26 protein-coding genes, 1 pseudogene and 1 riboswitch are annotated in these 25971 nt (G+C 37.7%); of the genes and pseudogenes, 3 read left to right on the forward strand and 24 right to left on the reverse strand.

Annotated elements, in window-relative coordinates; translation table 11 throughout:
- Positions 1-21: 21 nt before the first annotated feature.
- The 3 genes from LDK52_RS08965 to LDK52_RS08975 form a co-directional block, all read right to left on the reverse strand.
- The gene (locus LDK52_RS08965) at positions 22-1395 is read right to left on the reverse strand and encodes a bifunctional metallophosphatase/5'-nucleotidase (protein ID WP_277585615.1); all 1374 of its coding nucleotides are present in this window, start codon (positions 1393-1395) and stop codon (positions 22-24) included.
- A gap of 66 nt (positions 1396-1461) precedes the next feature.
- Complete coding sequence (locus tag LDK52_RS08970) at positions 1462-2280, reverse strand: sulfite exporter TauE/SafE family protein (RefSeq protein WP_277585616.1); 819 nt, start codon at positions 2278-2280, stop codon at positions 1462-1464.
- Complete coding sequence (locus LDK52_RS08975) at positions 2281-3132, reverse strand: DUF72 domain-containing protein (RefSeq protein ID WP_277585617.1); 852 nt, start codon at positions 3130-3132, stop codon at positions 2281-2283.
- A gap of 169 nt (positions 3133-3301) precedes the next feature.
- Between LDK52_RS08975 and LDK52_RS08980 the strand changes: the two genes are divergently transcribed.
- Positions 3302-4381, forward strand: coding sequence for an FAD-dependent monooxygenase (locus LDK52_RS08980; RefSeq protein WP_277585618.1), 1080 nt, complete (start codon positions 3302-3304; stop codon positions 4379-4381).
- 48 nt (positions 4382-4429) lie between these two features.
- Here the strand turns inward: LDK52_RS08980 and LDK52_RS08985 are convergent, their stop codons facing one another.
- From LDK52_RS08985 to LDK52_RS09070, 19 genes and pseudogenes are all read right to left on the reverse strand, one after another.
- Positions 4430-5194, reverse strand: a complete 765-nt coding sequence (locus LDK52_RS08985; protein ID WP_277585619.1) for a DUF3891 family protein — start codon at positions 5192-5194, stop codon at positions 4430-4432.
- Between the two features lie 171 nt (positions 5195-5365).
- Positions 5366-6763 carry a Fe-S cluster assembly protein SufB gene (gene sufB / locus LDK52_RS08990; RefSeq protein ID WP_277585620.1) on the reverse strand — a complete coding sequence of 466 codons (1398 nt, stop codon included), beginning with the start codon at positions 6761-6763 and terminating at the stop codon, positions 5366-5368.
- A 21-nt stretch (positions 6764-6784) separates the two neighbouring features.
- Positions 6785-7219: a Fe-S cluster assembly sulfur transfer protein SufU gene (gene sufU / locus LDK52_RS08995; RefSeq protein ID WP_277585621.1), complete on the reverse strand. Its 435-nt coding sequence runs from the start codon at positions 7217-7219 to the stop codon at positions 6785-6787.
- The gene (locus LDK52_RS09000) at positions 7209-8441 is read right to left on the reverse strand and encodes a cysteine desulfurase (RefSeq protein ID WP_277585622.1); all 1233 of its coding nucleotides are present in this window, start codon (positions 8439-8441) and stop codon (positions 7209-7211) included. The genes sufU and LDK52_RS09000 overlap by 11 nt, the downstream gene beginning before the upstream one ends.
- Positions 8441-9745 carry a Fe-S cluster assembly protein SufD gene (gene sufD / locus LDK52_RS09005; RefSeq protein WP_277585623.1) on the reverse strand — a complete coding sequence of 435 codons (1305 nt, stop codon included), beginning with the start codon at positions 9743-9745 and terminating at the stop codon, positions 8441-8443. The genes LDK52_RS09000 and sufD overlap by 1 nt, the downstream gene beginning before the upstream one ends.
- A gap of 18 nt (positions 9746-9763) precedes the next feature.
- Entirely contained in the window at positions 9764-10543 is a 780-nt protein-coding gene (gene sufC, locus LDK52_RS09010; RefSeq protein WP_277585624.1) for a Fe-S cluster assembly ATPase SufC, read from the reverse strand.
- 285 nt (positions 10544-10828) lie between these two features.
- Positions 10829-10984, reverse strand: a complete 156-nt coding sequence (locus LDK52_RS20200) for a YuzK family famiily protein (RefSeq protein ID WP_479687888.1) — start codon at positions 10982-10984, stop codon at positions 10829-10831.
- A gap of 103 nt (positions 10985-11087) precedes the next feature.
- Positions 11088-11269: pseudogene (locus tag LDK52_RS09015) on the reverse strand (cation:dicarboxylate symporter family transporter); the annotation flags it as partial.
- A gap of 5 nt (positions 11270-11274) precedes the next feature.
- Positions 11275-12225, reverse strand: a complete 951-nt coding sequence (locus tag LDK52_RS09020; RefSeq protein WP_277585625.1) for a nuclease-related domain-containing protein — start codon at positions 12223-12225, stop codon at positions 11275-11277.
- 894 nt (positions 12226-13119) lie between these two features.
- Positions 13120-13926 (reverse strand): MetQ/NlpA family ABC transporter substrate-binding protein, encoded by an 807-nt coding sequence (locus tag LDK52_RS09025; RefSeq protein ID WP_277585626.1) that lies wholly within the window; start codon positions 13924-13926, stop codon positions 13120-13122.
- A gap of 63 nt (positions 13927-13989) precedes the next feature.
- Positions 13990-14658 carry a methionine ABC transporter permease gene (locus tag LDK52_RS09030; RefSeq protein WP_277585627.1) on the reverse strand — a complete coding sequence of 223 codons (669 nt, stop codon included), beginning with the start codon at positions 14656-14658 and terminating at the stop codon, positions 13990-13992.
- On the reverse strand, positions 14651-15676 hold the full coding sequence (locus tag LDK52_RS09035) for a methionine ABC transporter ATP-binding protein (RefSeq protein ID WP_277585628.1): 1026 nt from the start codon (positions 15674-15676) through the stop codon (positions 14651-14653). The genes LDK52_RS09030 and LDK52_RS09035 overlap by 8 nt, the downstream gene beginning before the upstream one ends.
- A gap of 90 nt (positions 15677-15766) precedes the next feature.
- Positions 15767-15871: riboswitch (SAM riboswitch) on the reverse strand.
- Positions 15872-15905: 34 nt separating this feature from the next.
- Complete coding sequence (locus tag LDK52_RS09040; RefSeq protein WP_277585629.1) at positions 15906-16226, reverse strand: thioredoxin family protein; 321 nt, start codon at positions 16224-16226, stop codon at positions 15906-15908.
- Positions 16227-16237: 11 nt separating this feature from the next.
- Positions 16238-16588, reverse strand: coding sequence for a toprim domain-containing protein (locus LDK52_RS09045; RefSeq protein ID WP_277585630.1), 351 nt, complete (start codon positions 16586-16588; stop codon positions 16238-16240).
- Between the two features lie 73 nt (positions 16589-16661).
- A complete protein-coding gene (gcvH, locus tag LDK52_RS09050) occupies positions 16662-17042 on the reverse strand; it encodes a glycine cleavage system protein GcvH (RefSeq protein ID WP_277585631.1) in 381 nt (126 codons plus the stop codon).
- Positions 17043-17116: 74 nt separating this feature from the next.
- Positions 17117-17479 (reverse strand): arsenate reductase family protein, encoded by a 363-nt coding sequence (locus tag LDK52_RS09055; protein ID WP_277585632.1) that lies wholly within the window; start codon positions 17477-17479, stop codon positions 17117-17119.
- Between the two features lie 743 nt (positions 17480-18222).
- Positions 18223-20004, reverse strand: coding sequence for an acyl-CoA dehydrogenase family protein (locus LDK52_RS09060; protein WP_277585633.1), 1782 nt, complete (start codon positions 20002-20004; stop codon positions 18223-18225).
- A 30-nt stretch (positions 20005-20034) separates the two neighbouring features.
- Complete coding sequence (locus LDK52_RS09065; protein WP_277585634.1) at positions 20035-21210, reverse strand: acetyl-CoA C-acetyltransferase; 1176 nt, start codon at positions 21208-21210, stop codon at positions 20035-20037.
- A 29-nt stretch (positions 21211-21239) separates the two neighbouring features.
- Entirely contained in the window at positions 21240-23624 is a 2385-nt protein-coding gene (locus LDK52_RS09070; protein WP_479687889.1) for a 3-hydroxyacyl-CoA dehydrogenase/enoyl-CoA hydratase family protein, read from the reverse strand.
- 198 nt (positions 23625-23822) lie between these two features.
- Here LDK52_RS09070 and LDK52_RS09075 point away from each other — a divergent pair, with 198 nt between their 5' ends.
- The gene (locus LDK52_RS09075; RefSeq protein ID WP_277585635.1) at positions 23823-24140 is read left to right on the forward strand and encodes a thioredoxin family protein; all 318 of its coding nucleotides are present in this window, start codon (positions 23823-23825) and stop codon (positions 24138-24140) included.
- A 215-nt stretch (positions 24141-24355) separates the two neighbouring features.
- Positions 24356-24820, forward strand: a complete 465-nt coding sequence (locus tag LDK52_RS09080) for an STAS domain-containing protein (protein WP_277585636.1) — start codon at positions 24356-24358, stop codon at positions 24818-24820.
- A gap of 76 nt (positions 24821-24896) precedes the next feature.
- Here the strand turns inward: LDK52_RS09080 and LDK52_RS09085 are convergent, their stop codons facing one another.
- Positions 24897-25247: a sterol carrier protein domain-containing protein gene (locus tag LDK52_RS09085; protein WP_277585637.1), complete on the reverse strand. Its 351-nt coding sequence runs from the start codon at positions 25245-25247 to the stop codon at positions 24897-24899.
- A gap of 53 nt (positions 25248-25300) precedes the next feature.
- Positions 25301-25873: a GNAT family N-acetyltransferase gene (locus tag LDK52_RS09090; RefSeq protein WP_277585638.1), complete on the reverse strand. Its 573-nt coding sequence runs from the start codon at positions 25871-25873 to the stop codon at positions 25301-25303.
- Positions 25874-25971 lie beyond the last annotated feature (98 nt).

Genomic DNA, 25971 nt, shown 5'->3' on the forward strand with positions numbered 1-25971 from the left:
CTTATGTAAGGAGGAGGATTTTCATGACTCATATTCATCTTTTTCAAGCTGTCCATACCATTTCACGATATCACGTATCATTTCTGGCATAAAGTATTGTTTTTGAGCAAATTTTAAGGAAGGAAAAAAGTACCCGAATGTAAACATATCTAAAGTTGCTAACGTATATATTTTTTCAAGTTCAAGCGATGTTTCTTGAACCAACACAGTTCCATCCGTTAGCTCTTGAAGCTGTTCATATAAAATTGCTCCAAGATACTTGCCTCTGAACCCAAGCCCTTTGACTTCAAGCTTTGCCCATTTTTCATTTTTCCCCGTACGAATAACTTCGAGTAGCTCTGCACCAGTTAATGTAATGACACATGGATTAATTGGATGTGGCAAGCATTGGTGTAAATCCCTCATAGTAATTGGTCCCTGCTGAAGGTCCTTTAAAAAAATACCCGCCGGAAACATTGCACAGTCTGCTTTTGTAAAGGAAATCAGAGCTTTTCCAAAAAAGTGAGATAAATCGGATTGTCTAAACCAATCCTTTTTTAATGTCGAAGAGTTGTAAAAAGCAATACTAGTCATTTCAGCTATTCCTTCATTTTCCCATGCTAGCTGTGAATTACTTGCGTAGGGTGGAACTGGTAGTGTTTCTGTAGGAAATAATTCTGCTCGCTTCGATTGAATTGTTCCTGCAGCATGATCAAATTCGAGCGTCACAAGCCCAATATTCATACCAAATTTACCTGTAGCAGCTTGCAGTGTATTCCCTATTAGCTTGCCCTCTTCAAAAGCATGATGTGTATGGGCACCCAAAATCACATCAACCTGTGGAATTTCCAATGAAATTATTTCATCCTGCGACATTCCTAAATGAGACATACAAATTAGAACATCCACTTGTGGACGAAGTGTCTCACATACCTCTTTCAGACGTGGAATCGGGTCTTGCACATGCCAACCTAATTTTTCATAGTAAATACCGTAATCTGCAGTAGCTGCAACAATACCTATTTTTATACCTGTTGGTGTCTCATGTACTTTGAAAGGTAAAGCCCATGAAGGAATATTCCCTTCCAAATCAGTAAAGTTGGAAATGATAACGCCAAAATTAGCATCTATGTATAGGGTTTCCAAATTTTCATGACTTAGGGTGATCCCCTCATTATTGCCAATTGTTACATAATCATATTGTGCTTCATTTAACAGTTGCACATTCCCCTTCCCAAGGGTACCTTCCGTAAATATATTCGCCCGGTCCAAATGATCTCCAATATCCAAGGTTAAATGGGAAGAAAGTGCATCATGGTTTTTCCGGCTATCTGAGAGAAATTGATGAATAGTGGGCCAATTTTCTAGATGACTATGCAAATCATTTGTATGATATATATAAATCTTCTCTATCATTTTTTACCCACCTTTTCAAATATGCTGACGTTTTTATATTGCGCAAATTACTCTCCCAATTTGAAGTTAAAATAGTCCATCGAAAATGGAACGTATGCCTAATAATAGAAGTACAATTCGTAAAGCTAATACGAGTGTATCGGAATTCAACTTTTTATTTAATCTTGCTCCTATTTTCGCTCCGATATAAGCTGCAGGAATTACGGCAATCGTGTACATCCACGGAACATTTCCTAAAGAAATATGAGTTACAGAGTTCACTATAGATGAAAGAAATACCATAAACATGGACGTTCCTACTGCCACATGAGGAGGGAATAGGAATAATATAATCATAGCAGGTACGATAATAGAACCCCCGCCAATTCCAAATAAACCAGACGCAAATCCAACACCAAATGTTAATAATAATGCAAACCAAATAGGATAACCATATACATATGTTTTATTGCCATCGTTGAAGGTTTTCTGTTTCCCATTCTCTACAAACCACCGAACTGGACTTAGGCGATCTCGAACTAACAACAAAGTGGATAAGATCACCAGTAAGATACCAAAATATAAGTTAAAAGAAGGTAAATCTAATCCTTTGTTCACAATTGCTCCAAGTATAGTTCCGGGAATACTACCGATAAAGAATATAAATCCGCTTTTAAAGTCGACCATTTTAGTCTTCATATAGGATAGAGTAGATGCCAGTCCTGTAAATATCATCATAATAACAGATAGACCAACAACACTCTGAGGTGTAATATTAGGAATCATGCCAAGAGATGCACCAAAAAATAAGATAGCTGGCACTAAGATAACTCCCCCACCAAGACCGACTAAAGCGCCCACTATTCCAGCAAAAAGACCACTAGCTGCAAGTATAAACCATTCCATTTAAAAATCTCCTTCAAATAAGTCTAATTGTTTTGGAGCAAGTCCTTCAAAATCTAATCCTAACATGCGCTGAAATGCTTTTGCATTGTTTGCCGCATGTCCACCAGAGTTATTATTAAATAATACAACAACTTCTTTTGCTTGTTTCTCTAAATGCTCACAAACGTTTTTAATAGAAGAAAGTTCTTCATTATTATAATCGTAGAGGTATCTAACCTCTCTCCACTTCACATTATTACCCGGATTAACCCATCCATAAGTATTTCTACCGTGCAACCGAACTAGCACCTTATTTGAAGTGGCAACTGGAACTAGAGGAATACTACCATCACCAGCCTGTGGTTCATCACAAACACTATGATGAAGATGATTCTCCCTTAAAAATTGAAGTGTAGAGGCTTTGTATTCGGGAGCATACCAGGATTGATGTCGAAACTCAATGACCACTTCAAAGTCCTTTAACTCTTCTCTAACTTTACGTATGTATTCTACACTTTCCTTATTGCATTTGAACCAAGGTGGAAACTGAGCTAATATCATCGATAGTTTCCCTGCTTCTTTAAACGGCAAAATCGACTGTCTATATAATTCAAACATTTCATCGATCGAATCAAATGGAAAATCTCCTCGTAAATGACCAGTGATCCCTTGATACGCTTTCACAACAAATTGAAAGTTATCTGGTGTTTCTTTAATCCACTTTAAGCTGTTTTTTTTAGGTTGAATCGCATAAAATGCCGCGTCTAATTCTACAATGGGAAAGTGTGCACTGTAATCTTGCAATCTTTCTTTTGTAGAAGACACGTACAAGTCCGGATGATCTCCCCAGCCAGTTAGGCCGATCTGAATCATTTACAACACCTCACTATTAATACTATAATATCATAGGTGTACGCTACCGAATAACGTATTTAACCTTTAAAATATGAAGAGATGGATAATTTGAGTTTATTTCGCTCAATATACAAGTGTCTGTAAGAATAGCCCATTACGCTTTTTGAAGCAAAGGGAGGAATTTTAAATGTTGAAAGTAGATATATGTATAGTAGGTGCAGGTCCTGGTGGTGCACTTCTAGCGTATTTATTGGCTAAGAAAAATATATCTGTTGTATTAATAGAGCGAACAAATAAAATCGGCAAAACGTTTCGTGGAGAGCATTTAAATGAAACAGGCGAAGCCATTTTAAAAAAATATAACTTATTTGATGAAGTGGAAAAACTCGGGCTTTTGAGAATGGAGAAACTTGAATATTGGCAGCAAGGTGAGCTGTATAAAACAATTTTACCAGATCCTCAGGTCGGTCATCTAGGCATTCATGTTCCGCAAGCACATTTACTACAAGTATTGATAGATGCGGCTGAGAAATATTCAACGTTTCATTTAATGCTTAATACGAAAGTAGATGAACTACTTCAAGATGAAAATGGAATCTTTACTGGAGTTAAGGCATTGAATAACGGAGAACAAATTATCATTGAAAGTGAACTAGTAATTGGTGCAGATGGACGTTTTTCGACCGTACGAAAAAAAGCAGATCTGGATGTTACCATTCGAAAACACGGTTACGATTTGCTTTGGGCAAGAATTCCAGCACCAGATAGTTGGGAACCTTCTATTAAAATGGCCTTAGTCGGAGATAAGCAAATTTCTCTATTTACCCAAGCAAAAGGTTATATCCAAATTGGTTGGAATATTGAAGAAGGCTCGTTTCCGACTTTAAGGAAACAGCCTTTTACACCATTTATCGAGCAGCTGATACTTGCGTTCCCAGAACTGGAACAAACTGTTCGAGAAAACATTCAATCGTGGCAGGATTTCGTTCTGTTAGATGTATATAGTAGCACTAGTGAAAATTGGGGTAAAAAAGGAGTCGCATTAATTGGGGATGCAGTTCATACAATGACACCTACTGGAGCATTTGGATTAAATAGTGCTCTAAAGGATGCCGATTACCTCGCTTCTTTAATCGATAAAAATACAATTACCCAGCTAAATATTGCTGATTGTGCTTCCGTAAGGAAAAAAGAAGTTGCTAAAATTCAAGCAATTCAAGTAGAAAAAGAACAATCCTTTGCTTCTCAATTTGTAGTGATGGTATAACAATATGAAAACCAGTCAATATGTATTGACTGGTTTTTTTGAATCACTTTATTTGAATATAATTTTTCTATTAGTGACAGGAGTATCTTTAAACGCTTGCAGGAGGCCATCCTTCTCAATGTGGTCCTTCATTACTTCCTTGTAAGGCAGTTTTATAACTAGTTTGCTCTTCAGCGGGGAGAACGATAAGGAAACAATCTCTTCGTTTTCCCAACTTGCTATAATTGGCTCGTCTGTGACAAATAGAAACAATTGTGGAAATCCATTTTTGAAAAATGGATGCCTTATTTTATTATTTCCCGGTTCATGTAAACAAATAAATAAAGAGAGAAAATCCGAAAATTTCAACAGGTCTAAATGATACATGACTATTTCCTGCATTTCCTCATTCTCGGTAATTTCTAGTTCATTATAAAGTCGTTCCTGTCTTTGCTTTTCTAAATCCCAAAATTCTTGAACTGCGGGTTCATCGGCATCCTGAACGAAGGAGGAATAATGTAAACTACATAATAAACAAGCATATTTACTCAATTCTTCCACCTCATTTAATCCTTTTTCATAAAAAGAAATTTTGAGGTCTGTCGGGTAATCAATAAATGAGAAAGGCTCCTCTGATTTATCATTCCATAGTGGAGACTTATCAGGATCTATCCAACCACGGTCATGCTCTTGGATCGCCAAAATTACTTCCTCAAAGTGTTTAGAATCATAATAAAACTCATCCTTACAATGTTCAGCTATTTGCTTTGACACTTGCGCATGATCATCTTGCGTAACCATTACATAGCTTTCTTCTCGTTCAAATAGAATCATATTAACATCTCCTCTTTGTAAAAACTGCACTTTCCAAATTATTTATACTACATTATAGTTACCACTTTTTGAGTAGGATAAAACTAATAAATATTTGGCAAGGCTAGCATTATGTGTATTAAAAAATGCAGCAAGGTGAATTGTACACCTTGCTGCATTTATATAATTGGATTAACCGATAGAGCCTTCCATCTCGAACTTAATCAGACGGTTCATTTCTACAGCGTATTCCATTGGAAGTTCTTTTGTAAATGGTTCGATGAAGCCCATTACGATCATTTCAGTTGCTTCTTCTTCACTTAGCCCACGACTCATCAAGTAGAATAATTGTTCTTCAGATACTTTTGAAACTTTTGCTTCATGCTCTAAAGAAATATTATCGTTTAAGATTTCGTTGTAAGGAATTGTATCAGAAGTCGACTGATTATCCATGATCAATGTATCACATTCGATATTTGCACGAGCACCTGTAGCTTTACGTCCAAAATGAACGATACCACGGTATGTTACTTTACCACCTTGTTTCGAAATGGATTTCGAAATAATGGTAGAAGAAGTATTTGGAGCTAAATGCATCATTTTCGCACCAGCATCTTGGTGTTGACCTTTACCAGCAATAGCGATAGAAAGAGTCATACCACGAGCACCTTCACCTTTTAAGATAACTGCAGGATATTTCATCGTTAATTTTGATCCAATATTTCCGTCAATCCATTCCATCGTTGCATTTGCATCACAAACTGCACGTTTTGTAACTAAGTTATAAACGTTGTTTGCCCAGTTTTGGATTGTTGTATAACGGCAATAAGCATCTTTTTTAATGATAATTTCAACAACTGCACTATGCAGTGAGTTTGTTGTGTAAACAGGCGCTGTACAACCTTCAACATAGTGTACGGAAGCACCTTCATCTACAATAATTAGCGTACGTTCGAATTGCCCCATGTTTTCTGAGTTAATACGGAAGTATGCTTGAAGTGGAGTTTCTACTTTTACTCCTTTTGGTACGTAGATGAAAGATCCACCTGACCATACCGCTGAGTTAAGTGCTGAGAACTTATTATCTGTTGAAGGAATAATTGTTCCGAAATGCTCCTTGAAAAGATCTTCATTTTCACGAAGGGCAGAATCAGTATCTTTAAAGATGATACCTAAATCCGTAAGCTCTTGTTTCATGTTATGGTAAACAACTTCTGATTCATATTGTGCAGAAACACCAGCAAGGTATTTTTGCTCTGCTTCAGGAATCCCTAGTTTATCAAAAGTTGCTTTGATCTCTGCGGGTACTTCATCCCAAGAAGTTTCTGTTTGTTCAGAAGGCTTAACATAATACGTAATTTCGTCAAAATTTAATGACCCTAAATCTCCACCCCATTGAGGCATTGGTTTTGAGTAAAAAATTTCTAATGCTTTTAAGCGATAATCTAACATCCATTGTGGTTCAGATTTCATACTTGAAATTTCTACCACAATTTCTTTCGTTAATCCACGTTTAGAACGGAAAATGGATACGTCTTTATCGTGAAAACCATATTTATAATCACCAATTTCAGGCATTTTTTTAGCCATCGTAATTCCTCCGTTCGTTTTTTAATCTTTATCTAATGAAACGCCTTTTTCCATTGCTTTCCAAGCGAGAGTTGCACACTTGATACGTGCAGGAAACTGAGAGACACCACTTAATGATTCTATATCTTCAAGTTCAATAGAATCATCGTAATCTTTCCCGAGCATCATTTCTGAAAAAGTTGAAGAAAGTTGTAGAGCTTCCTCCACAGTCTTTCCTTTAACTGCTTGTGTCATCATTGATGCAGATGCCATTGAAATGGAACATCCTTCTCCATCAAATTTCGCATTTTGTATTTTACCATCTTCCACTTGAAGTGTTAGATGAATGCGGTCCCCACAAGTAGGGTTATTCATATCAATTGTCAAAGCGCCATCCTCAATACTACCTTTGTTACGAGGATTTTTGTAATGATCCATAATGACACGGCGATAAAGTTGATCTAAATTAGAAGACATCGTTAAAATACTCCTTTGCAGAAACCAATCCAGTTACAAGCGAATCAATATCCTCTTCTGAATTGTAAATATAGAAACTAGCACGAGCAGTTGCCACACATTGCAACCATTTCATCAACGGTTGTGCACAGTGATGTCCTGCACGAACTGCAATTCCACTCATATCTAAAACTGTTGCAACATCATGTGGATGTACATCATCTAAATTGAATGTAACAATTCCTGCACGCTTTGCGGGATCAGTAGGTCCATAAATAGTTAACCCATCAATCGCAGACATTTTTTGCATTGCGTAAGCAGCTAACTCATGTTCATGCTGTTCAATTTCATCTAAGCCAATTTCTTCTAAGAAATCAATTGCAGCTCCAAGACCAATGGCACCTGCAATTATCGGAGTTCCACCTTCGAATTTCCAAGGAAGCTCTTTCCACGTAGAATCATACAATCCTACGAAGTCGATCATTTCCCCACCAAATTCGATTGGCTCCATTTTCTCCAATAATGCTTCTTTTCCGTATAGTACCCCTATACCAGTAGGACCACACATTTTGTGACCAGAGAATGCAAGGAAATCACAATCAAGCGCTTGAACATCTAATTTCAGATGTGGTGCAGCCTGCGCACCATCTACTACCATTACTGCTCCATGCTCATGAGCAATCTGCGTAATTTCTTTAATTGGATTCATTGTTCCTAAAACGTTTGAAACATATACGATTGACACGATCTTTGTTTGGTTAGTAATTGTTTCTCTAACTTTTTCTAAAGAAAGTGTACCATCTGCTTCTAAATCAATATATTTTAATACTGCACCAGTTCTTTTCGCAAGTTGTTGCCAAGGAATAATGTTGGAATGGTGCTCCATATGCGTAATAACAATTTCATCGCCCTCTTTTAGGTTCGCCAAGCCGTAGCTCTGTGCCACCATATTGATAGCGGTTGTTGTACCACGAGTAAAAATAACTTCTTTAGTGGATTTAGCATTCATGAATTTACGAACCTTTTCACGTGCTCCTTCGTAACTGTCTGTAGCTCGGTTACCAAGCGTATGAACTCCACGATGCACATTCGAGTTTTCAAATTCATAATACTTTTTAATAGCTTCAATCACTTGTCTTGGTTTTTGAGAAGTAGCACCATTGTCTAGATAGACTAATGGATGCCCATTGATCTCCTGATCTAAAATCGGAAAATAGCTTCGAATCTCTTTCGTATTGAGCATTAGCGAACTTTCCTTTCAATAACCTCCGTCAGCTGTTTCTTCACGCCTTCAATAGGTAATTTGTTTACTACAGGAGCAAGGAATCCATGAATTACTAGACGCTCTGCTTCATGTTGAGAAATACCACGGCTCATTAAATAATACAACTGAAGTGGATCTACTCGGCCAACGGATGCTGCGTGACCTGCTGTTACATCGTCTTCATCGATCAAAAGAATAGGATTTGCATCTCCACGTGCTTTTTCGCTAAGCATTAATACTCGAGATGTTTGCTCTGCATTAGATTTAGTAGCTCCAAATTCAATTTTACCGATACCATTGAATATAGAAGATGCTGCATCTTTCATAACGCCGTGCTTCAGAATTTGACCTTCTGTATGTTTGCCCCAATGAATTACTTTTGTTGTAAAGTTTTGTTTTTGTTTACCGCGACCTACAACAACCATTTTTACATGACCCTCTGAATTATCTCCAACTAAATGCGTTGTGTTTTCAGAAATAGTATCACTATCGTTCATCATACCTAGTGCCCATTCAATAATCGCATCACGACTTGTTACACCACGACGATTAACGTATGTTGTAAATCCTTCTGCTAGAACATCAACAGTTCCAAATGTAACTTTTGAATTATCTTTAGCAATAACTTCCGCCACGATATTAGCTAGCCCATCTGCATGGTCAACAGTAGATAAGTAGTTCTCCACATATGTTACAGAACTATTTTCATCTGCTACTAGTAAAGTATGATTGAATAGTGAAGCAGTCTTATCGTCGTGTAAATAAATAACTTGAATTGGTTCTTCAACTACGACATTTTTAGGTACGTATACGAATACTCCACCATTTAATAACGCAGCATGAAGTGCAGTTAATTTATGTTCTGTTACTTTAACACCATCTGTCATAAAGTATTGCTGAACAAGCTCTGAATGTTCACGAACTGCAGTGTGTATATCTGTTAAAATAACACCTTTTGCTTTTAGCTCTTCTGATAATGAAAGAAAAGCAGGAGTGTTATTATGTTGAATATAAATGTTTTTTTGTTCTGCATTTACAACAGCCTTCACTTCTTCAGGTAATTCTGCTATAGATGTAAATTTACCGCTATCTACAGTATGAACTGGAAACTCTGTGAAATTCCAATTCGTAATTTTTGTTTTGTCTGGTGTTGGCAACGGAAGTGTTTCAAGTTCACCAAATGCTTTAAGACGAAGTTCTGTCATCCAGCTTGGTTCTTGTTTACCTTCTGAAAAGGAGCGGATATCTTGCTCGGTTAATGCCAATTTTGTTTCAACCGTCATGCTTATTCGTCCCCTTTCTTATGCTTCTTGTCCAACTGTTTCGTCTTCAATTCCTAACTCTTCTTTAATCCATTCGTAGCCTTCTGCTTCTAATCTTTGAGCAAGCTCGGGACCGCCAGATTTAACTATGCGACCTTGCATCATTACATGAACATGATCAGGAGTAATGTAATTTAGAAGACGTTGGTAGTGAGTGATTACTAGGCTACCGAATCCTTCACCGCGCATTTGGTTAATCCCATTAGATACAACTTTTAATGCATCGATATCAAGACCAGAGTCAATTTCATCTAATATAGCGAATTTTGGTTGTAGCATCATTAATTGAAGAATTTCATTACGTTTTTTCTCTCCGCCTGAGAATCCTTCATTTAAATAACGTTGTGCCATATCTAAATCCATTTCTAAAAATTCCATTTTGCTATCAAGCTCACGAATGAATTTCATTAGTGAAATTTCATCGCCTTCTTTGCGACGTGAATTGATTGCTGAGCGAAGGAAATCCGCATTTGTAACTCCAGTGATTTCACTTGGATATTGCATTGCTAGAAAAAGACCAGCTTGTGCACGTTCATCTACTGCCATTGCTAAAACATCTTCTCCGTCCAATTCAATTGAACCAGATGTTACTTCATATTTTGGATGACCCATAATAGCAGAAGCTAAAGTAGACTTACCTGTACCATTAGGACCCATTACTGCGTGAATTTCGTTCGTATTAATTGTTAAATTAACACCTTTTAAAATCTCTTTACCGTCTATTGCAACGTGTAAATCTTTAATAACTAAAGTTGACATTTAATAACCTCCATTAAGTAAATACGAATGTATAATCATTCTAATTTATTATCATTCTAATCTTAACTCAAATTAGAGTACCTTGCAAATCTTTCGGAGCAGAATCTATTTTATATTGTAGAATATACAGATAAACTGTTTTCTATTGACTTTCCCCAATTTTTTAGAGTGTGTAGTGTTCTCTTTTTATTTTCAATAAGAATAGATTAAATGAGAATCGATTTCACTATGAAGCTAGTGAAAACAAAAGAATCCACAGAGTATTTCTCCATGGATTCTTATATATTATCCCCTAAAAGCCTGGGCCTCAATTTTAGCCGCTAATTGCATACACTTTTCATGATCTTCTTGCCTTTTGTTTTCTACTTGCAATTGTAATTCCTGACTTTGTCTCAATTCGTTGTATCCAAAACCATGTACTCCTCTAAATGCGTGGTCCATCTGTTCTGTATAAGGTAAATCTTCCGAACTGATAATGAATCATTCCTCTCTTTTTTTGAGTTCATCATATATTTACCCACTATATTTGTGATTAAACATTAATTCATTCATAAACTAACGTTGTTTTGGAAAATTTGTCTGCGATGATTGCAAGTTCTCCGTCACCAGTTACGTTTGTCTCCGTTCCAAAACTGTCCTGTGCAACATAAAGTGCAATCATAAATCAAAGCATTGCCTGTTAAATCTAAGCATTGTTTCTAATAAGCCTAACGCTGCCATAACAGCTACTTTTAATTGTGGGATGGTTTGTAGTACGTAGTGGAACTTTTTCCGTATTTTACTAATTCCGAGTTTGAAAGAATTATTTTCGCTTCATTTCTATTGTTTAACAAGAGAAAATCTCTACATTCTTGATTAGTAATAGATCCTTTGCAAAGAGAAAAATAAGTGGATATTGCTTTGAGATGCGCTTTAGAATTGGTCTTTTTACAGGTAGGACAATACCATGTACGGATTATTTTATGCATTCCAATAAATCCGCAACTTTTACATTTTACTCCGTGTTTTAAATCTTCCATAGGGATAGAGAAATGATCGATGAGAGGAATGGTTGGAGGCGAAGAGGGTCTTCTTAAGAGAATTTCTTTTATTTGCTCCATATTATCTTTACTTAAGGTTGAATTATTTTTGGTGAGATTTCGTAGGTAGGAACGCATTTCATTCCTATAAATTATTTTTACTCCATTAGCTGATTGTTTAATAAAACTATTTCGAGAAGCAAAGATTACTACACCATGAATTGGGATTGAAATATTATACTGGAGGAAAAACTGAGAAAGTTGATATTTATATTCATTCAACTGATTTGCGGGGCAAGGATACTTCGTAATCTTTCCGTCATCCTTTCGTTGGATAAGTTGCGATGGATTAGTCGAAAACTCTAATTCGCCAATAATATTTTTTACTTCAAGAATCAATATTCCATATGGAGTTATTATTAAATAATCTAATTCAAATGCACATTCTGCGTAGAGAAACATTTTGTGGAAAATATAACTCTGATAAGGAAGTTTCATTTGCTCCAGCTCTTTGTAAACAATCTCTTCTCCATAATCTCCCGCTTTAATAGCTCCTATTTCTTTGGGAATTCTTGAATATTGTGGATGCTGCGGAGAAAGTCTTTCCGCTAATTCCGACAATCTCGCTACATATTTGGTTGGGGAATACGGTTTAAGTATCAAATTATCACCACCTCTCCAACACAATAGCATGAATAGTTAGTTTTTTCTAGTCTAGATTTTAAATTACGCAATGTTTTGTGAGGAATGCTTAATGCAGGGATACGACTTCTTCTCGGGCGTTCATTCAACTCTCGGGCGTATAACGGGCGGGCTCGGGCGTATGGCTCGGGCGTATGGCTCACCCGCTCGGGCGTATACGACTCCTTCTCGGGCGTTCATTCAACTCTTGGGCGTATAACGGGCGGGCTCGGGCTTATGGCTCCCACGCTCGGGCGTATACGACTCCTTCTCGGGCGTTCATTCAACTCTCGGGCGTATAGCGGGCGGGCTCGGGCTTATAGCTCCCCCGCTCGGGCGTATAAGACTCCTTCTCGGGCTTACATTCAACTCTCGGGCGTACAACCATCGGGCTCGGGCTTATGGCTCCCACGCTCGGGCGTATACGACTTCTCCTCGGGCGTTCATTCAACTCTCGGGCGCATAACGGTCGGGCTCGGGCTTATGGCTTACCCGCTCGGGCGTATACGACTCCTTCTCGGGCGTTCATTCAACTCTCGGGCGTATAGCGGGCGGGCTCGGGCTTATAGCTCCCCCGCTCGGGCGTATACGACTTCCCCCCGGGCGTTCGTTCAACTCTCGGGCGTATAACGGTCGGGCTCGGGCTTATGGCTCCCACGCTCGGGCGTATACGACTTCTCCTCGGGCGTCCGTTCAACTCTCGGGCGTATAGCGGGCGGGCTCGGGCTTATGGCTCCCACTCTCGGGCGTATACGACTCCTTCTCGGGCGTTCATTCAACTCTCGGGCGCATAACGTTCTGGCTCGGGCTTATGCGACTCCTTCCTGAGCAAACCAAAAAAAACAGACATCCAAGGATGCCTGTTCCCATAAACTATTATTTTACCGGTACTACTGATCCGCCCCACTCGCTTAGGATGAAGTCTTGGATTTCTTTAGATTTTAATGCTTCTACTAAAGCTTTAATCTCTTTATTATCTTCATCACCAGAGTTTACTGCGATGATATTTTTATATGGGGATTCATCTGATTCTTCAATTGCGATAGAGTCTTCTAATGGGTTAATGCCAGCGTCAATTGCATAGTTAGAGTTGATCAGTACAGCATCACCTTCATCATTTTCATACAACTGAACCATTAAAGCAGATTCATAATTTGCGTCAAATTCAAGGTTTTTAGCATTCTCAACAATATCTTTTACTTCTGCTTTTGTTTTATCAATACCATCTGCTAATTTAATAAGCCCTTTAGCTTCTAACATTGCAAGGATACGACCGTGATCTGCAACAGAGTTACTCATTAAAATAGTTGCGCCTTCTGGAAGTTCTTCGATTGAACCGTATTTTTTAGAGTATAAACCGATTGGTTCGATATGAATTTCGCCAGCGTTAGCGAAATCATACCCAAAATCAGCTTTTTGTGATTCAAAGTAAGGGATATGTTGGAAGTAGTTTGCGTCCAAATCGCCTGAATCTAAATCTTTGTTTGGTAATACATAATCTTGGTATGACTCAATAACAAGCTCAATTCCTTGTTCTTCAAGGATAGGTTTTACTTCTTCTAATATAACTGCATGCGGTACGTTAGATGCACCTACTACAAGTTTACTACTTTCTTCATCTCCACATGCTGCTAGTGTTAATGCACTTACTGATAATAAAACTCCAGCTAATAACTTCTTCATTTTCAATTCTCTCCCTTTTTATCCTATAATTTCTATGTGATCGAGTAATCTCGTTAACATCAATTATCGTTTGTCTATTTTTGTTGTAAGTACATCGCCTATCCACTGGATAATAAATACCATGATTAATATTAATATCGTAGCAACAAGCGTTACATCTGTTCTACCTCTTTGGAATCCATCTAAGAAAGCTAATGTTCCTAAACCGCCAGCTCCGATAATACCTGCCATCGCTGTATACCCAACTAAGGAAATCGCTGTAACCGTAATTCCTGATACTAAAGCTGGCATAGATTCCGGCATTAAAACCTTCCATATAATAGTAGAAGTTTTAGCACCCATCGATTTTGCAGCTTCTAGCACTCCTTTATCAATTTCTCTAAGTGCTATTAAAACCATACGAGCGTAAAATGGAGCAGCACCGATTACTAGTGCCGGAAAAGCTGCGTTTGGACCACGCATGGTACCGACCAATAACTTCGTTAATGGGATTAATAAAATGATCAAAATAATAAACGGAATAGAACGGAAAATATTAACGAATGCCCCCGTTAACCAGTTTGCTAATTTGTTCGCCCATGCCTGATGCGGACTAGTTAAGAAAAGCAATAGACCAAGAACTAGTCCAATAATTGCTGTTAAAATAGTTGATACTGCAGTCATATATAATGTTTCGAGTGTTGCTTCCCACATTTTTGGCCAATCAACATTTGGAAATAAATCATTAATCATTGTTGATCACCTCTGTATTCACTTTTTGTGCATGGATATAGCGAATTGCCTCATCCACTAGTAATGCATCTCCCTCTATTTGAAGGATTAGTGTGCCAAATGCGCCATTTTGAGTATGTGAAATATTCCCTTGAACAATATTCACTTCTAAATCAAACTGCTTGATAAGTCTAGACAGTATCGGCTGCTCTGTTTGCTCTCCTACAAATACGAGCTTGATCAGCTTGCCATTTGGATATAACTCAATTAAATGCTGTATTGTTTGATTTGCTTTATTTGAATCATTGACTTGCGAAACAAAACGCTTCGTTATAGGTTGTTGTGGGTTTTGGAAAACATCTAAAACATTTCCATCTTCTACTACTCGCCCTTCTTCCATTACTGCTACACGACCGCATATTTTTTGAATAACCTGCATCTCATGGGTTATCAGTACAATCGTCAGACCTAGCTTTTCATTAATACTGACTAATAAATCCAAAATCGAGTCCGTAGTTTCGGGATCCAACGCGGAGGTTGCTTCATCACAGAGAAGGACTTCTGGACGATTGGCTAATGCACGTGCAATACCAACACGTTGTTTTTGTCCACCTGATAATTGGGAAGGATAATAATGTCCGCGACCCTCTAACCCTACTAATTCAATCAGCTCATTTACTCTTGAAGTACGCTGGTCTTTTGGAACACCTGCTATTTCTAGAGGAAACGCAATATTTTCGGCAACCGTCCTAGACCATAACAGATTAAAATGTTGGAAAATCATACTGACCTTTTGTCTAACTTGACGAAGCTTCATTTCATTTATCTTGGTGATATCTTGATTGTTCACGATAATTTGTCCAGAAGTTGGTTTTTCTAATCCATTTAATAATCGAATAAGTGTACTTTTACCTGCACCACTATATCCGATAATGCCAAAGATTTCACCTTTCTTTATGTCAAGATTCACCTCTTCAACTGCAACGATCGTACCTTGTTTCGTACTAAAATTTTTCGAAACATTACTTAACTTAATCATGGGAACCTTGCCACCTTTCTAACTAAAAAAACCCTCCTGCAAAAGAGCAGAAGGGTTTAAAGTTATCCAATTTAATAACATTCATCCATTCTCTCATTTCCCAAAGCATTTGCTTTGCGTGATTTGGCACCATTTCATTTACATGACGGTTGCCGGGCTTCATAGGGCACTTCCCTCCACCTCTCTTTATAAGAGTGAAACTATTTAATTTATTGTATAACGAATATTATCATACGACTACTTGCTCGTCAATACTTTTTATTGCATCTAATAAAAAAGGTACTGATTGGAACGCATATATTTTTTTATATACCGCGCCACCTTTAGCAATTAGCAGACATGGCACACTTTCAATTTGATAATCCATGGCAAAATTTCCAAGATAATTAATATTTGCTTGACCAATCGAAAAATGCTTCATCTCTTGAACTACTTGCATCATTTTACTAGCAACTTGGCATGTTCCACATAAAGGAGTATAAATGTAAAACATTGTAAGCTGACCACTGTTCTTATGGCTGTTCCACTGTTCAAGTGTCCATTCATTCATATCACATCATCCTAAAGTAAATATTGTCTTTTCACTTTTATATTAACACTTTTTAATATGGAAGCCAAAACTTTGAATGGAGTACTTGCTACTTCGCTGTAAACAGGGTTCGTGTAGAGATGAATTGCTTCGGGGTATTCCTTCTTCACAACGGACCGAATTTGCTCTCCTGATTTATCTGCATCCAAAAATGCATATATTGGAAGCCCGTCATAAGGACTTAATATTTCTTCTAGCTTTACGTTTGAGATCGTTCCATTCGTACAAATAATTTCTGAAGCTTCATCAAGAAGTTTTAAAAGCTTTAGTTTATCCGATCTTCCCTCAACGAGAATTACTTTTTCACTAAAGACAATAGCCATTCAGCTCTCCCCCAAATTCGCTCTTTCCTTTATTGTATGAAAAAAACGCCGAAATTAAGCGGCGTTTGCATAATTATTCTGAAATTAACTCTTCGTATTTTTCTGGAGAAAGTAAAGCTTCTACTTCTGCTAAGTCAGCAGGTTCAATGACAATCATCCATGCATTTTCATAAGGGGATTCGTTTACAAATTCAGGACTATCTTCTAACTCTGTATTTACTTCAAGGACTTTACCGCTTATTGGTGCATACAGTTCAGATACCGTTTTAACAGATTCTACACTACCGAATGGATCTCCTGCTTTAATCTCATCTCCAACTTGTGGAAGCTCGACAAACACGATATCTCCAAGTTCAGATTGTGCAAATTCAGTAATACCAATACGGACATTTCCGCCTTCAGTCTTTACCCATTCGTGTTCAGCTGAGTATTTTAAATCTTTAGGTGCGATCATCATATAAACCCCTCTCCATTAATTAAACATTCATCTACTATATTCACATATTTTTAGAGTAAAAACAAGTGACATTAAGATGTCTTCCAAACATCCTCAAACTGTTGTTCCTTGAAGCCTAATGTCAATTCTTTTCCGTCAAAAACAACTGGTCGCTTAATAAGCATTCCATCAGAAGCAAGTAAGGATAATTGCTCGTCTTCAGACATTGTAGGAAGTTTTTCTTTCAGTCCAAGTTCTCGATACTTCATACCAGAAGTATTAAAGAATTTTTTAAGTTCATATCCACCTACTTCGAGCATTTTTTGAAGTTCATCTTTGGTTGGAGGATTTTCCGCTATATGGTTGTCTATGTATTCTAGATCATTGTCCTTTAACCATTTACTCGCTTTTCTACACGTTGTACATTTAGGATAGCCGTAATATTGAATAGTCATGTTGTACCGCCTTTTTCTTTTTATCATACATAAAAGTGGAAAGGATAGGCAATCATTTTGAATAGATTAATATAATGATTCAGCCTCAAATTAAGAAAAATCGAGCAAAATGCACCGGTTCCTTTAAAAATAAGAATGTAGAAATGCCATTGATTTCCGCTTCGAGCGGACGCTTTCCGTGGGCACGGCTTCAGCCGCTTCCCTCGCTTACGCTGCTCAGTCCAGGGTCTTCAGCTCGCGCTATTCCCACTGGAGTCGCCGCTCTGCGCTTCAATCAATTAGTTCCACTTTATATAATTGGATAATTGGCTTTAAACCACCTAAATATACATGTTTTACTTTAAAATAAGTAAGGCTGAAAAGAATTATCCAGGAAAATCCACTTTCTTCTTTCCTAATAAAATAGTATTCCTAACCAAGCGGACGGTTTTATCCCTATATTACCTTTGACTACTCTTATTATCAAAGTAAGAAGCTATGCTCTAGCTAATTGTTAAGTACTACTCACTTAATTGATTGTAGTGCCAGGTGACGACTTCGGCGGGATGAGTGAGACAGATGAGATATCACAGCGACGGTGATAGCTCATCGATCCCCCCGCGAAACGCGTCCTTCTGGAACGGAAATCAGTAGTATTATTTATTCATTCTTTCACCCTTAAAACACAGTGTTCATGCTGTATTTTTATATATTTTCTTTCAAAAAAGCCGATCCATTAAGGATCGGCTTTTTCATGTAGTTGATTAGAGAACGTATTTTGCTGCTTCGATTAATTTAACGGATGCTTCACGTTTTTTCTCGATCACATTATATGGTGTGTAGCGAGTTAATTTACGTAATGCAGAAATCATCATACGTTGGTTATCCCCATCTACAGCTGCAATAAGTGTTTCTTTTGCCGCTTGTTCGATTTCAATAAACGCTTCTTGTGTAAAGATTTGTGTATAAAGAAGTTTTTGTGCTGCTTTTTCTTCTCCATCACGTCCGATCGCTTTTTCTGTACGAAGAACTGCTGATTCCATTGCAAATAAATTATTTGCAATATTAGCAATGTTCACTAGAACTTCTTGTTCAGCCTCTAGCTTAGTACCATAACGTTGTGCAGCAAGTCCTGCAACTAGAATACCAATTTTCTTCGCATTAGCTACTAATACTTTTTCTTGCGCTAGTGCTTCTGTTCCAACCTCTTCTGGCATCATCATTAACAGTTCTTCTTGTAAGCCTGCAGCTTTTTGAAGAAGTGGTAATTCACCCTTCATCGCTTTTTTCAGGAAAGTTCCTGGCACGATTAAGCGGTTAATTTCATTTGTACCCTCGAAAATACGGTTAATACGTGAGTCACGGTAAATACGCTCTACCTCATACTCTTGCATGAAACCATATCCACCATGTAATTGAACTGCTTCGTCTACAATGTAATCTAGAACTTCAGATCCTACTACTTTGTTAATAGAACATTCAATTGCATATTCAGCGATAGAAGCAGCAATTGCTTTACCGTCTTTTTGCTCTTCAGGGCTTAACTGACTCATACGCTCTTCAAAATATCCCACTGTACGGTAGATTAAACTTTCAGTTGCATACAGTTTAGAAGCCATTGTAGCTAGCTTGTTTTTTGTTAAATTAAACGAAGAGATTGGTGTTTTAAATTGTTGACGTTGGTTTGTATAAGTAATTGCTAATTCTAACGCGCGTTTAGATCCACCAATTGTACCTACCCCTAATTTATAACGCCCGATATTTAAAATGTTGAATGCGATAACGTGGCCACGACCAATTTCACCTAAAAGATTCTCTACTGGAACTTGAGCATCTTGTAATATTAATGTACGAGTAGAAGAAGATTTAATACCCATTTTCTTTTCTTCTGCTCCAACAGATACTCCTGAGAATGCTTTTTCTACGATAAATGCTGAGAATTTGTCTCCATCTATTTTAGCGTAAACTACGAATACATCCGCAAACCCTGCATTTGTAATCCATTGTTTTTCACCATTCAGAACATAATGAGTGCCTTCTGCATTTAACTTTGCAGTAGTTTTTGCACCTAGAGCATCTGAACCTGAACCAGGTTCTGTTAATGCATAAGCAAATATTTTCTCCCCAGTAGCTGAAGCCGGTAAGTATTGTTGTTTTTGTTCTTCATTACCAAAAAGAACGATTGGCAATGTACCGATTCCTACATGTGCCCCGTGAGTAATGGAGTATCCACCAGCTACAGACATTTTTTCTGAAATCAGTGCCGATGAAATTTTGTCTAAGCCAATACCGCCATATTCTTCTGGAATATCAGCAGCAAGTAAACCTAAATCTCCGGCTTCTTTTAGCAAACGTACAGAATGTTCAAATTCATGATTCTCCAACTTTTCTACAACTGGAAGTACCGAATTTTTAACATACTCCTCCGTCGTTTTCGCGATCATCTTTTGCTCATCATTAAAATCCTCTGGTGTAAATATGCGGCTAGCGTCTAAATCTTCTACTAAAAACGCTCCGCCTTTGATTGCCTCTTTTAATTCGTTCATATATATTCCTCCTAGTTGTTTAAAAGATTCTTATAGTAATTCGAAAACTCCAGCAGCTCCCATACCGCCACCGATACACATTGTAACAACTCCGAATTGCTTCCCTTGACGTCTTAACTCACTCATCATTTTCAATGTTAAGATTGTTCCCGTCGCTCCAAGTGGATGACCAAGTGCAATTGCTCCACCATTTACATTCACTTTATCCATATCTAAACCTAAATGGCGAACAACTTGAATTGATTGAGAAGCAAATGCTTCGTTGATTTCCCAAAGATCGATGTCCTCAATAGATAAACCAGCAAGTTTTAATGCTTTTGGTACTGCTACAATCGGTCCAATCCCCATTACTTCAGGAGGCACTCCACCAACTGCAAAAGAACGGAATTTCGCAAGCGGTTTTAACCCCTGTGCTTCCGCTACTTCGCGGTCCATAATTAGAACAGCACCTGCTCCATCTGAAGTTTGTGAAGCATTCCCTGCTGTAACAGACCCACGAACGTTGAATGCTGGACGTAATTTTGCTAGTGTTTCAACTGTAGTACCTAAGCGAACTCCTTCATCCATTTCGAACATGAATTTTTTCTGTTGCGCTTTATTGTTTTCATCTACAAAATGCTTAATAACTTCAACAGGGACGATATCATCGTTAAACTTTCCTGCAGCTATTGCAGCTGCCGCTAGTTCATGTGATCTTACAGCAAATGCATCTTGATCTGCCCGACTAATACCATATTTTGTTGCCACTTGTTCAGCAGTGTGACCCATCCCCATATAGTATTGCGGCGCAGTTTGTGCAAGTTGTGCGTTTGGACGAATTGTATTCCCCATCATTGGCACCATACTCATCGACTCTACGCCACCAGCGATAATCGCTTCGGCATGACCTAACATAATACGTTCTGCACCGTATGCAATGGACTGTAATCCAGACGAACAGAACCGGTTTACTGTAATTGCTGGTGTTGTATCAGGCAAACCTGCTAATGCACCGATATTACGAGCAACGTTCATCCCTTGCTCTGCTTCTGGCATCGCACAACCTAATATAAAATCATCTATCGGGCCATCATATCCACCCGCTCTAAGTAATGTTTCTTTAACTACTAGCGCACCAAAATCGTCTGGACGTACTGTTGCTAAAGAACCTTTTTTTGCTTTACCTACTGGTGTTCTTGCCCCAGCTACTAATACTGCTTCACGCATAAGCTCTCCTCCTTTACCTTTATACAACTTTAGTTGCGTAGTGGTTTACCCTTCACTAGCATGTGTTGCATTCTTGCTTGAGATTTTGGATCTGCAACTAAGCTTAAGAAAGCTTCTCGCTCCAAGTTAAGTAAATATTGCTCGTCGACTAAAGTACCGTATGGAACTTCTCCACCTGCAATAACGTATGCAAGTTTTTTCGCGATTTTCAGATCATGCTCACTGATGAATCCAGATAATAGCATCCCTTCAGCCCCTAAAAGTAAAGCTGCGTAGCCTGGAGAACCTGAAACTGGAACTTTTTCACGAATTGGTGCTCTATATCCTGATTCAGCAAGTGCCAATACCGCTTGCTTCGCATCGTATATTAAATGGTCTGGGTTTACACTAATGCCATCTGCAAAATTCAAGAAGTTATTTTCACGAGCTTCTTCCCCCGATGTAGAAACTTTCGCCATTGCAATTGTTTCGAATACTTTGATTGCGACAGTTAAATAATCAATATCTACGCCGTTTGGAAGTCCCTTCAAGTGCTTAATATAAAGCTCTTTGTTACCTCCACCACCTGGGATAAGGCCAACCCCCGCTTCAACTAAGCCCATATAAGTCTCAGATGATGCTTGGATATGAGCAGCTGGTAAGCATGTTTCTGCTCCCCCACCTAAAGTCATTCCAAATGGAGCAACTACGACCGGTTTAGCCGAGTATTTAATCTTCATCATGGCATTTTGGAATTGACGAACAACAAAATCTAATTCGAAAATATTATCGTCCTGTGCTTCCATTAATATCAATCCAAGATTCGCTCCAACACTAAAGTTTTTACCTTGGTTACCAATAACAAGACCTTTGAAGTTCTTTTCAACTTCGTCAACAGCAAAACTAATCATTTGAAGAATATCTAAACCAATTGAGTTGGATTTCGAATGGAATTCAAGCAGTGCTACACCATCACCTAAGTCTATTAAACTTGCACCAGAATTAGATTTAATGACACCATGTTTTTTCTTATATCTTTTAAGGTCAATTACCTTTTCACTTACAGCAACCAGTGAATAATCAGTTCCATCGAAATAATATAGATCGCTATCTTCTTCTTTATAGAAGGAATGGAATCCTTTATCAAGTAATGATTGTACGAATGCTGGTATTTCTAGGCCTTCAGCTGACATCTTTTCAACTGATTCCTTTACCCCGATCGCATCCCAAATTTCAAATGGCCCTTGTTGCCAACCGAAGCCCCATTTCATCCCTTGGTCAATAGCGACGATATCATCTGCAATTTCGCCGTGAAGCTTAGCAGAATAGATTAATGTTGGACTTAAAATACTCCAAAGTAATTCACCAGTTCTATCTTTTGCATAAGTTAATGATTTCACTTTTGCAGCAAGACCTTTTTGTTGCTTCGCCATTTCCATTGAAGGCGTTTTCAATTTTTTCATTGCTTCATATTCTAGTGTTTCTGTGTTTAACTCTTTAATTTCTTTTCCTTCTTTTAAGAAGAATCCTTGCCCTGTTTTAGCTCCAAGCCATTTGTTTTCTAGCATTTTTTGCATAAAAGCAGGTACTTCAAATACTTTTTGCTCCTCACCAGTTGTTTGGTCATATACATTTTTCGCAACATGTGCAAATGTATCCAGACCAACGACGTCTAATGTCCGGAATGTCGCTGACTTAGGACGACCAATTAATGGACCTGTAACAGAGTCTACTTCTCCTACCGAATACCCTCTTGCTTGCATCTCACGTAATGTTACAAGTAAACCATAGGTACCGATACGGTTTGCTATGAAGTTTGGTGTATCTTTAGCGAGTACCACGCCTTTACCTAACACATCTTCCCCAAATTGCTTCATGAACTCAACTACTTCAGGTGCAGTCGTGTTAGCTGGAATTACTTCTAAAAGTTTCAAGTAACGTGGAGGATTGAAGAAATGTGTACCTAAGAAATGCTTCCCAAAGTCCTCTGAGCGTCCTTCCACCATTGCATTAATACTAATGCCCGATGTATTAGAGCTAATGATTGTTCCTGGTTTACGGACTGCATCTATTTTTTCATATAAGCTCTTTTTAACCTCTAAGTTTTCAACTACTACTTCAATAATCCAGTCCACGTCTTTTAGTTTTTCAAGATCGTCCTCTAAGTTCCCAGCAGTAATTAGTTGCAGGTTTTTAGTTGCTGTTAGTGGTGCTGGTTTTTGCTTCAACAATTTTTGAATAGCCGACTCCGCAAATTTGTTTCTTACAGAAGAATGTTCTAAAGATAACCCCTTTGCTTCCTCATCTTTACTAACCTCTTTTGGTACGATATCTAATAATAATGTAGGAATACCAATATTTGCTAAATGGGCAGCAATTCCTGAACCCATTACCCCTGAACCTAAAATAGCAGCCTTTTTAATTTGATATGTCACGTGCAAAGCCTCCCCTTCGTTTTGAATGAATGCTCATTCATTTTAAATACAAAAAAAATAGAAGCAACATCTATATCTACTAGTTTAGAACATTATTTTAATTTTCGCAATAATAAAATGAATAAATAATACTTTTTTCTTTCTCCAACTTTAAAAACAGTGTACACTGTAAACAAAGTCATAGGAGGTAAATAAAACATGCAAAAAATTACAACTACTGAACAATTCAATGAAATTATTTCTGGGGACAATGAGGTTTTGGTAAAATTTGAAGCTGGCTGGTGTCCTGATTGCCGTCGAATGGAAATGTTCATCGATCCAATAGTCGAACAATATAACCAGTATACTTGGTATGAAGTCAATCGTGATGAACTTCCTGAAGTTGCTGATAAATATGAAGTAATGGGAATTCCAAGTCTTCTTATTTACCAAAACGGCGAGAAAAAAGCACATCTACATAGTGCAAACGCAAAATCACCTGAACAGGTAACTGAATTTCTAGATGCACAAAACTAGTAAAAAGTATCTATAAAACAATGCATCTAAATATTATACTGCGACGAGCTTTGCGCAGGAGCACGGTAACTGAATTTCTAGATGCATAAAACTAACTAGGAAAATATATATGAGACAAATAAAAAGACTGTTTCTCTTTGAAGCAGCCTTTTCTTTTTAATCCGTGTTAAGTAAATATATTCGGTATAATAAGAAAAAACAGGGGTGCTTATTTTATGTCACTAGAACAAGAAATAATCGAGTTAAAAGAAAAAGTCGCTTATTACGAGCGAATTATTAAAACAATTTCTACTCCAATTATTCCATCAATCGTTCCTAAGACCATTTTAATCCCTATTGCTGGCTATATGTTTAGAGAGCGCTTTGATAATATCCAGACTAAAACACTCGAATATATCGGAGAGCATAAAGAAATTGAACAAGCAGTATTTGATTTTAGTGGGGTTAATGTAGAAGATTTAGAAGCATTCGATTACAATGAACTTGCCATGTCTATTACCAGTTTGAATAGCTCTCTTCGCTTAATGGGAATTCGCCCAATTTATGTTGGGTTCAATCCTCAATTTATCCGTGAGATTGTTCACGCTAGTATTCAAGTTGACATTGAGACATATAAAAGCTTCCGTGAGGCCTTGAAAAAGCTGTTAGCTGAATCTAAGAAATCCATCGGTGATAAATAAAAAAAGTAAGGAGAGCCGCATCAGCGCCTCTCCGTTATTCGTTAACTTACACAGTCACCCTAAGCTAGTGAACAGCTCAAAAAGCTGTAAAACAAATAGGTCCATACCTTGGTTTGAACCATTCATCTAGCATTTTAGAGTCAAGCTGATGTACTTCTGCTTCCCCGTGATTAGAAAGAGACTCTACCGATACACAGCCCATCCACCAAGAACTTAAATCATGGATTCCTATTGTAAGATTCGCCTGTTCATGCGTGCTTTCTACTTTATGAATTTTCCACTGGTCTTTACTATATGATAATTCATATAGCCCCTGCTGCTCTGCTATAAATGAATCCTTAATTGCCAATAGAACCTTTGTATTTTCCAGAGGTCTTCCTAAACCATTAAAATTAGTACCATTAACAAACGACTCAATATTTGTCATTCGATACATTATACCTGAACCAGTAGTAGCCACTTCATGATAAACACTTGGGATTACATGATTTGAATCATTTGTGGGATTAGAAAGACTATACACAAATGATTGATCATTCGGGACACGATGGCATCTTCATCTGAAGGTGTTAAAAATTTCACCTGGCTTTTATTGCCGTCTGAGATTAGTTCTGCTGGTTTAAATTTAAATTCATATAGTAATGGTCCATAACCATAGCCCATTTTCCGATAGAAACTAGGGTTAAAAGGATAAAGTGATACAAGCGCGACATTTTCCTGTCTAGCGTAGTTATGAAAATAAGCTAGTATTTGAAACGCTACTTTTTCTTTTTTATGTAACAAATGAACAGCAACCATTCCAATACCAAATATGCTTTGAAACTTTCCATTTATATTACATTCAAAATCATTCACTCGAAATATCCCTAGAAGCTCCCCCTGTTCTTCGAAACAGCCAAAAAATTGTATTCCATTATCTTCATTTTGTTCGGTTGTCAATCGCTCCATGAATTCTTTTTTCTTTTCATCTGACTGTATTTGCATTCCTGGATACGCAAGTGCAGCTATATCGGTCGCCTGTTTCATGTCCTCTGATTGTAGTAAGCGAATCATTCCAATTCCCCCTGTTTTAATGACTGTGTTAAATTGTATTATAGAATAAACAAACAATTATAAGAATAAGAATTTGGTTATATAAAAAAAGAGTTTTC

This window comes from Psychrobacillus antarcticus, from assembly GCF_029533155.1.
Lineage (GTDB): Bacteria > Bacillota > Bacilli > Bacillales_A > Planococcaceae > Psychrobacillus > Psychrobacillus antarcticus.

What these genes read in the sequence shown, in the direction of transcription:
- LDK52_RS09055 (WP_277585632.1), bottom strand. Translation starts at nt 17,479, where the DNA reads ATGACTATTCAATATTACGGCTATCCTAAATGTACAACGTGTAGAAAA.
- LDK52_RS09085 (WP_277585637.1), bottom strand. Translation starts at nt 25,247, where the DNA reads ATGACAAATATTGAGTCGTTTGTTAATGGTACTAATTTTAATGGTTTA.
- LDK52_RS09080 (WP_277585636.1), top strand. Translation starts at nt 24,356, where the DNA reads ATGTCACTAGAACAAGAAATAATCGAGTTAAAAGAAAAAGTCGCTTAT.
- LDK52_RS08965 (WP_277585615.1), bottom strand. Translation starts at nt 1,395, where the DNA reads ATGATAGAGAAGATTTATATATATCATACAAATGATTTGCATAGTCAT.
- LDK52_RS09075 (WP_277585635.1), top strand. Translation starts at nt 23,823, where the DNA reads ATGCAAAAAATTACAACTACTGAACAATTCAATGAAATTATTTCTGGG.
- sufB (WP_277585620.1), bottom strand. Translation starts at nt 6,763, where the DNA reads ATGGCTAAAAAAATGCCTGAAATTGGTGATTATAAATATGGTTTTCAC.
- LDK52_RS09090 (WP_277585638.1), bottom strand. Translation starts at nt 25,873, where the DNA reads ATGATTCGCTTACTACAATCAGAGGACATGAAACAGGCGACCGATATA.
- LDK52_RS08975 (WP_277585617.1), bottom strand. Translation starts at nt 3,132, where the DNA reads ATGATTCAGATCGGCCTAACTGGCTGGGGAGATCATCCGGACTTGTAC.
- sufU (WP_277585621.1), bottom strand. Translation starts at nt 7,219, where the DNA reads ATGTCTTCTAATTTAGATCAACTTTATCGCCGTGTCATTATGGATCAT.
- LDK52_RS09040 (WP_277585629.1), bottom strand. Translation starts at nt 16,226, where the DNA reads ATGAATGAATGGACACTTGAACAGTGGAACAGCCATAAGAACAGTGGT.
- LDK52_RS08985 (WP_277585619.1), bottom strand. Translation starts at nt 5,194, where the DNA reads ATGATTCTATTTGAACGAGAAGAAAGCTATGTAATGGTTACGCAAGAT.
- LDK52_RS09000 (WP_277585622.1), bottom strand. Translation starts at nt 8,441, where the DNA reads ATGCTCAATACGAAAGAGATTCGAAGCTATTTTCCGATTTTAGATCAG.
- sufC (WP_277585624.1), bottom strand. Translation starts at nt 10,543, where the DNA reads ATGTCAACTTTAGTTATTAAAGATTTACACGTTGCAATAGACGGTAAA.
- LDK52_RS09025 (WP_277585626.1), bottom strand. Translation starts at nt 13,926, where the DNA reads ATGAAGAAGTTATTAGCTGGAGTTTTATTATCAGTAAGTGCATTAACA.
- LDK52_RS09045 (WP_277585630.1), bottom strand. Translation starts at nt 16,588, where the DNA reads ATGGCTATTGTCTTTAGTGAAAAAGTAATTCTCGTTGAGGGAAGATCG.
- LDK52_RS08980 (WP_277585618.1), top strand. Translation starts at nt 3,302, where the DNA reads ATGTTGAAAGTAGATATATGTATAGTAGGTGCAGGTCCTGGTGGTGCA.
- LDK52_RS08970 (WP_277585616.1), bottom strand. Translation starts at nt 2,280, where the DNA reads ATGGAATGGTTTATACTTGCAGCTAGTGGTCTTTTTGCTGGAATAGTG.
- LDK52_RS09065 (WP_277585634.1), bottom strand. Translation starts at nt 21,210, where the DNA reads ATGCGTGAAGCAGTATTAGTAGCTGGGGCAAGAACACCAGTAGGTAAA.
- LDK52_RS09060 (WP_277585633.1), bottom strand. Translation starts at nt 20,004, where the DNA reads ATGAACGAATTAAAAGAGGCAATCAAAGGCGGAGCGTTTTTAGTAGAA.
- LDK52_RS20200 (WP_479687888.1), bottom strand. Translation starts at nt 10,984, where the DNA reads ATGGACCACGCATTTAGAGGAGTACATGGTTTTGGATACAACGAATTG.
- LDK52_RS09035 (WP_277585628.1), bottom strand. Translation starts at nt 15,676, where the DNA reads ATGATTAAGTTAAGTAATGTTTCGAAAAATTTTAGTACGAAACAAGGT.
- sufD (WP_277585623.1), bottom strand. Translation starts at nt 9,745, where the DNA reads ATGACGGTTGAAACAAAATTGGCATTAACCGAGCAAGATATCCGCTCC.
- LDK52_RS09030 (WP_277585627.1), bottom strand. Translation starts at nt 14,658, where the DNA reads ATGATTAATGATTTATTTCCAAATGTTGATTGGCCAAAAATGTGGGAA.
- gcvH (WP_277585631.1), bottom strand. Translation starts at nt 17,042, where the DNA reads ATGATCGCACCTAAAGATTTAAAATACTCAGCTGAACACGAATGGGTA.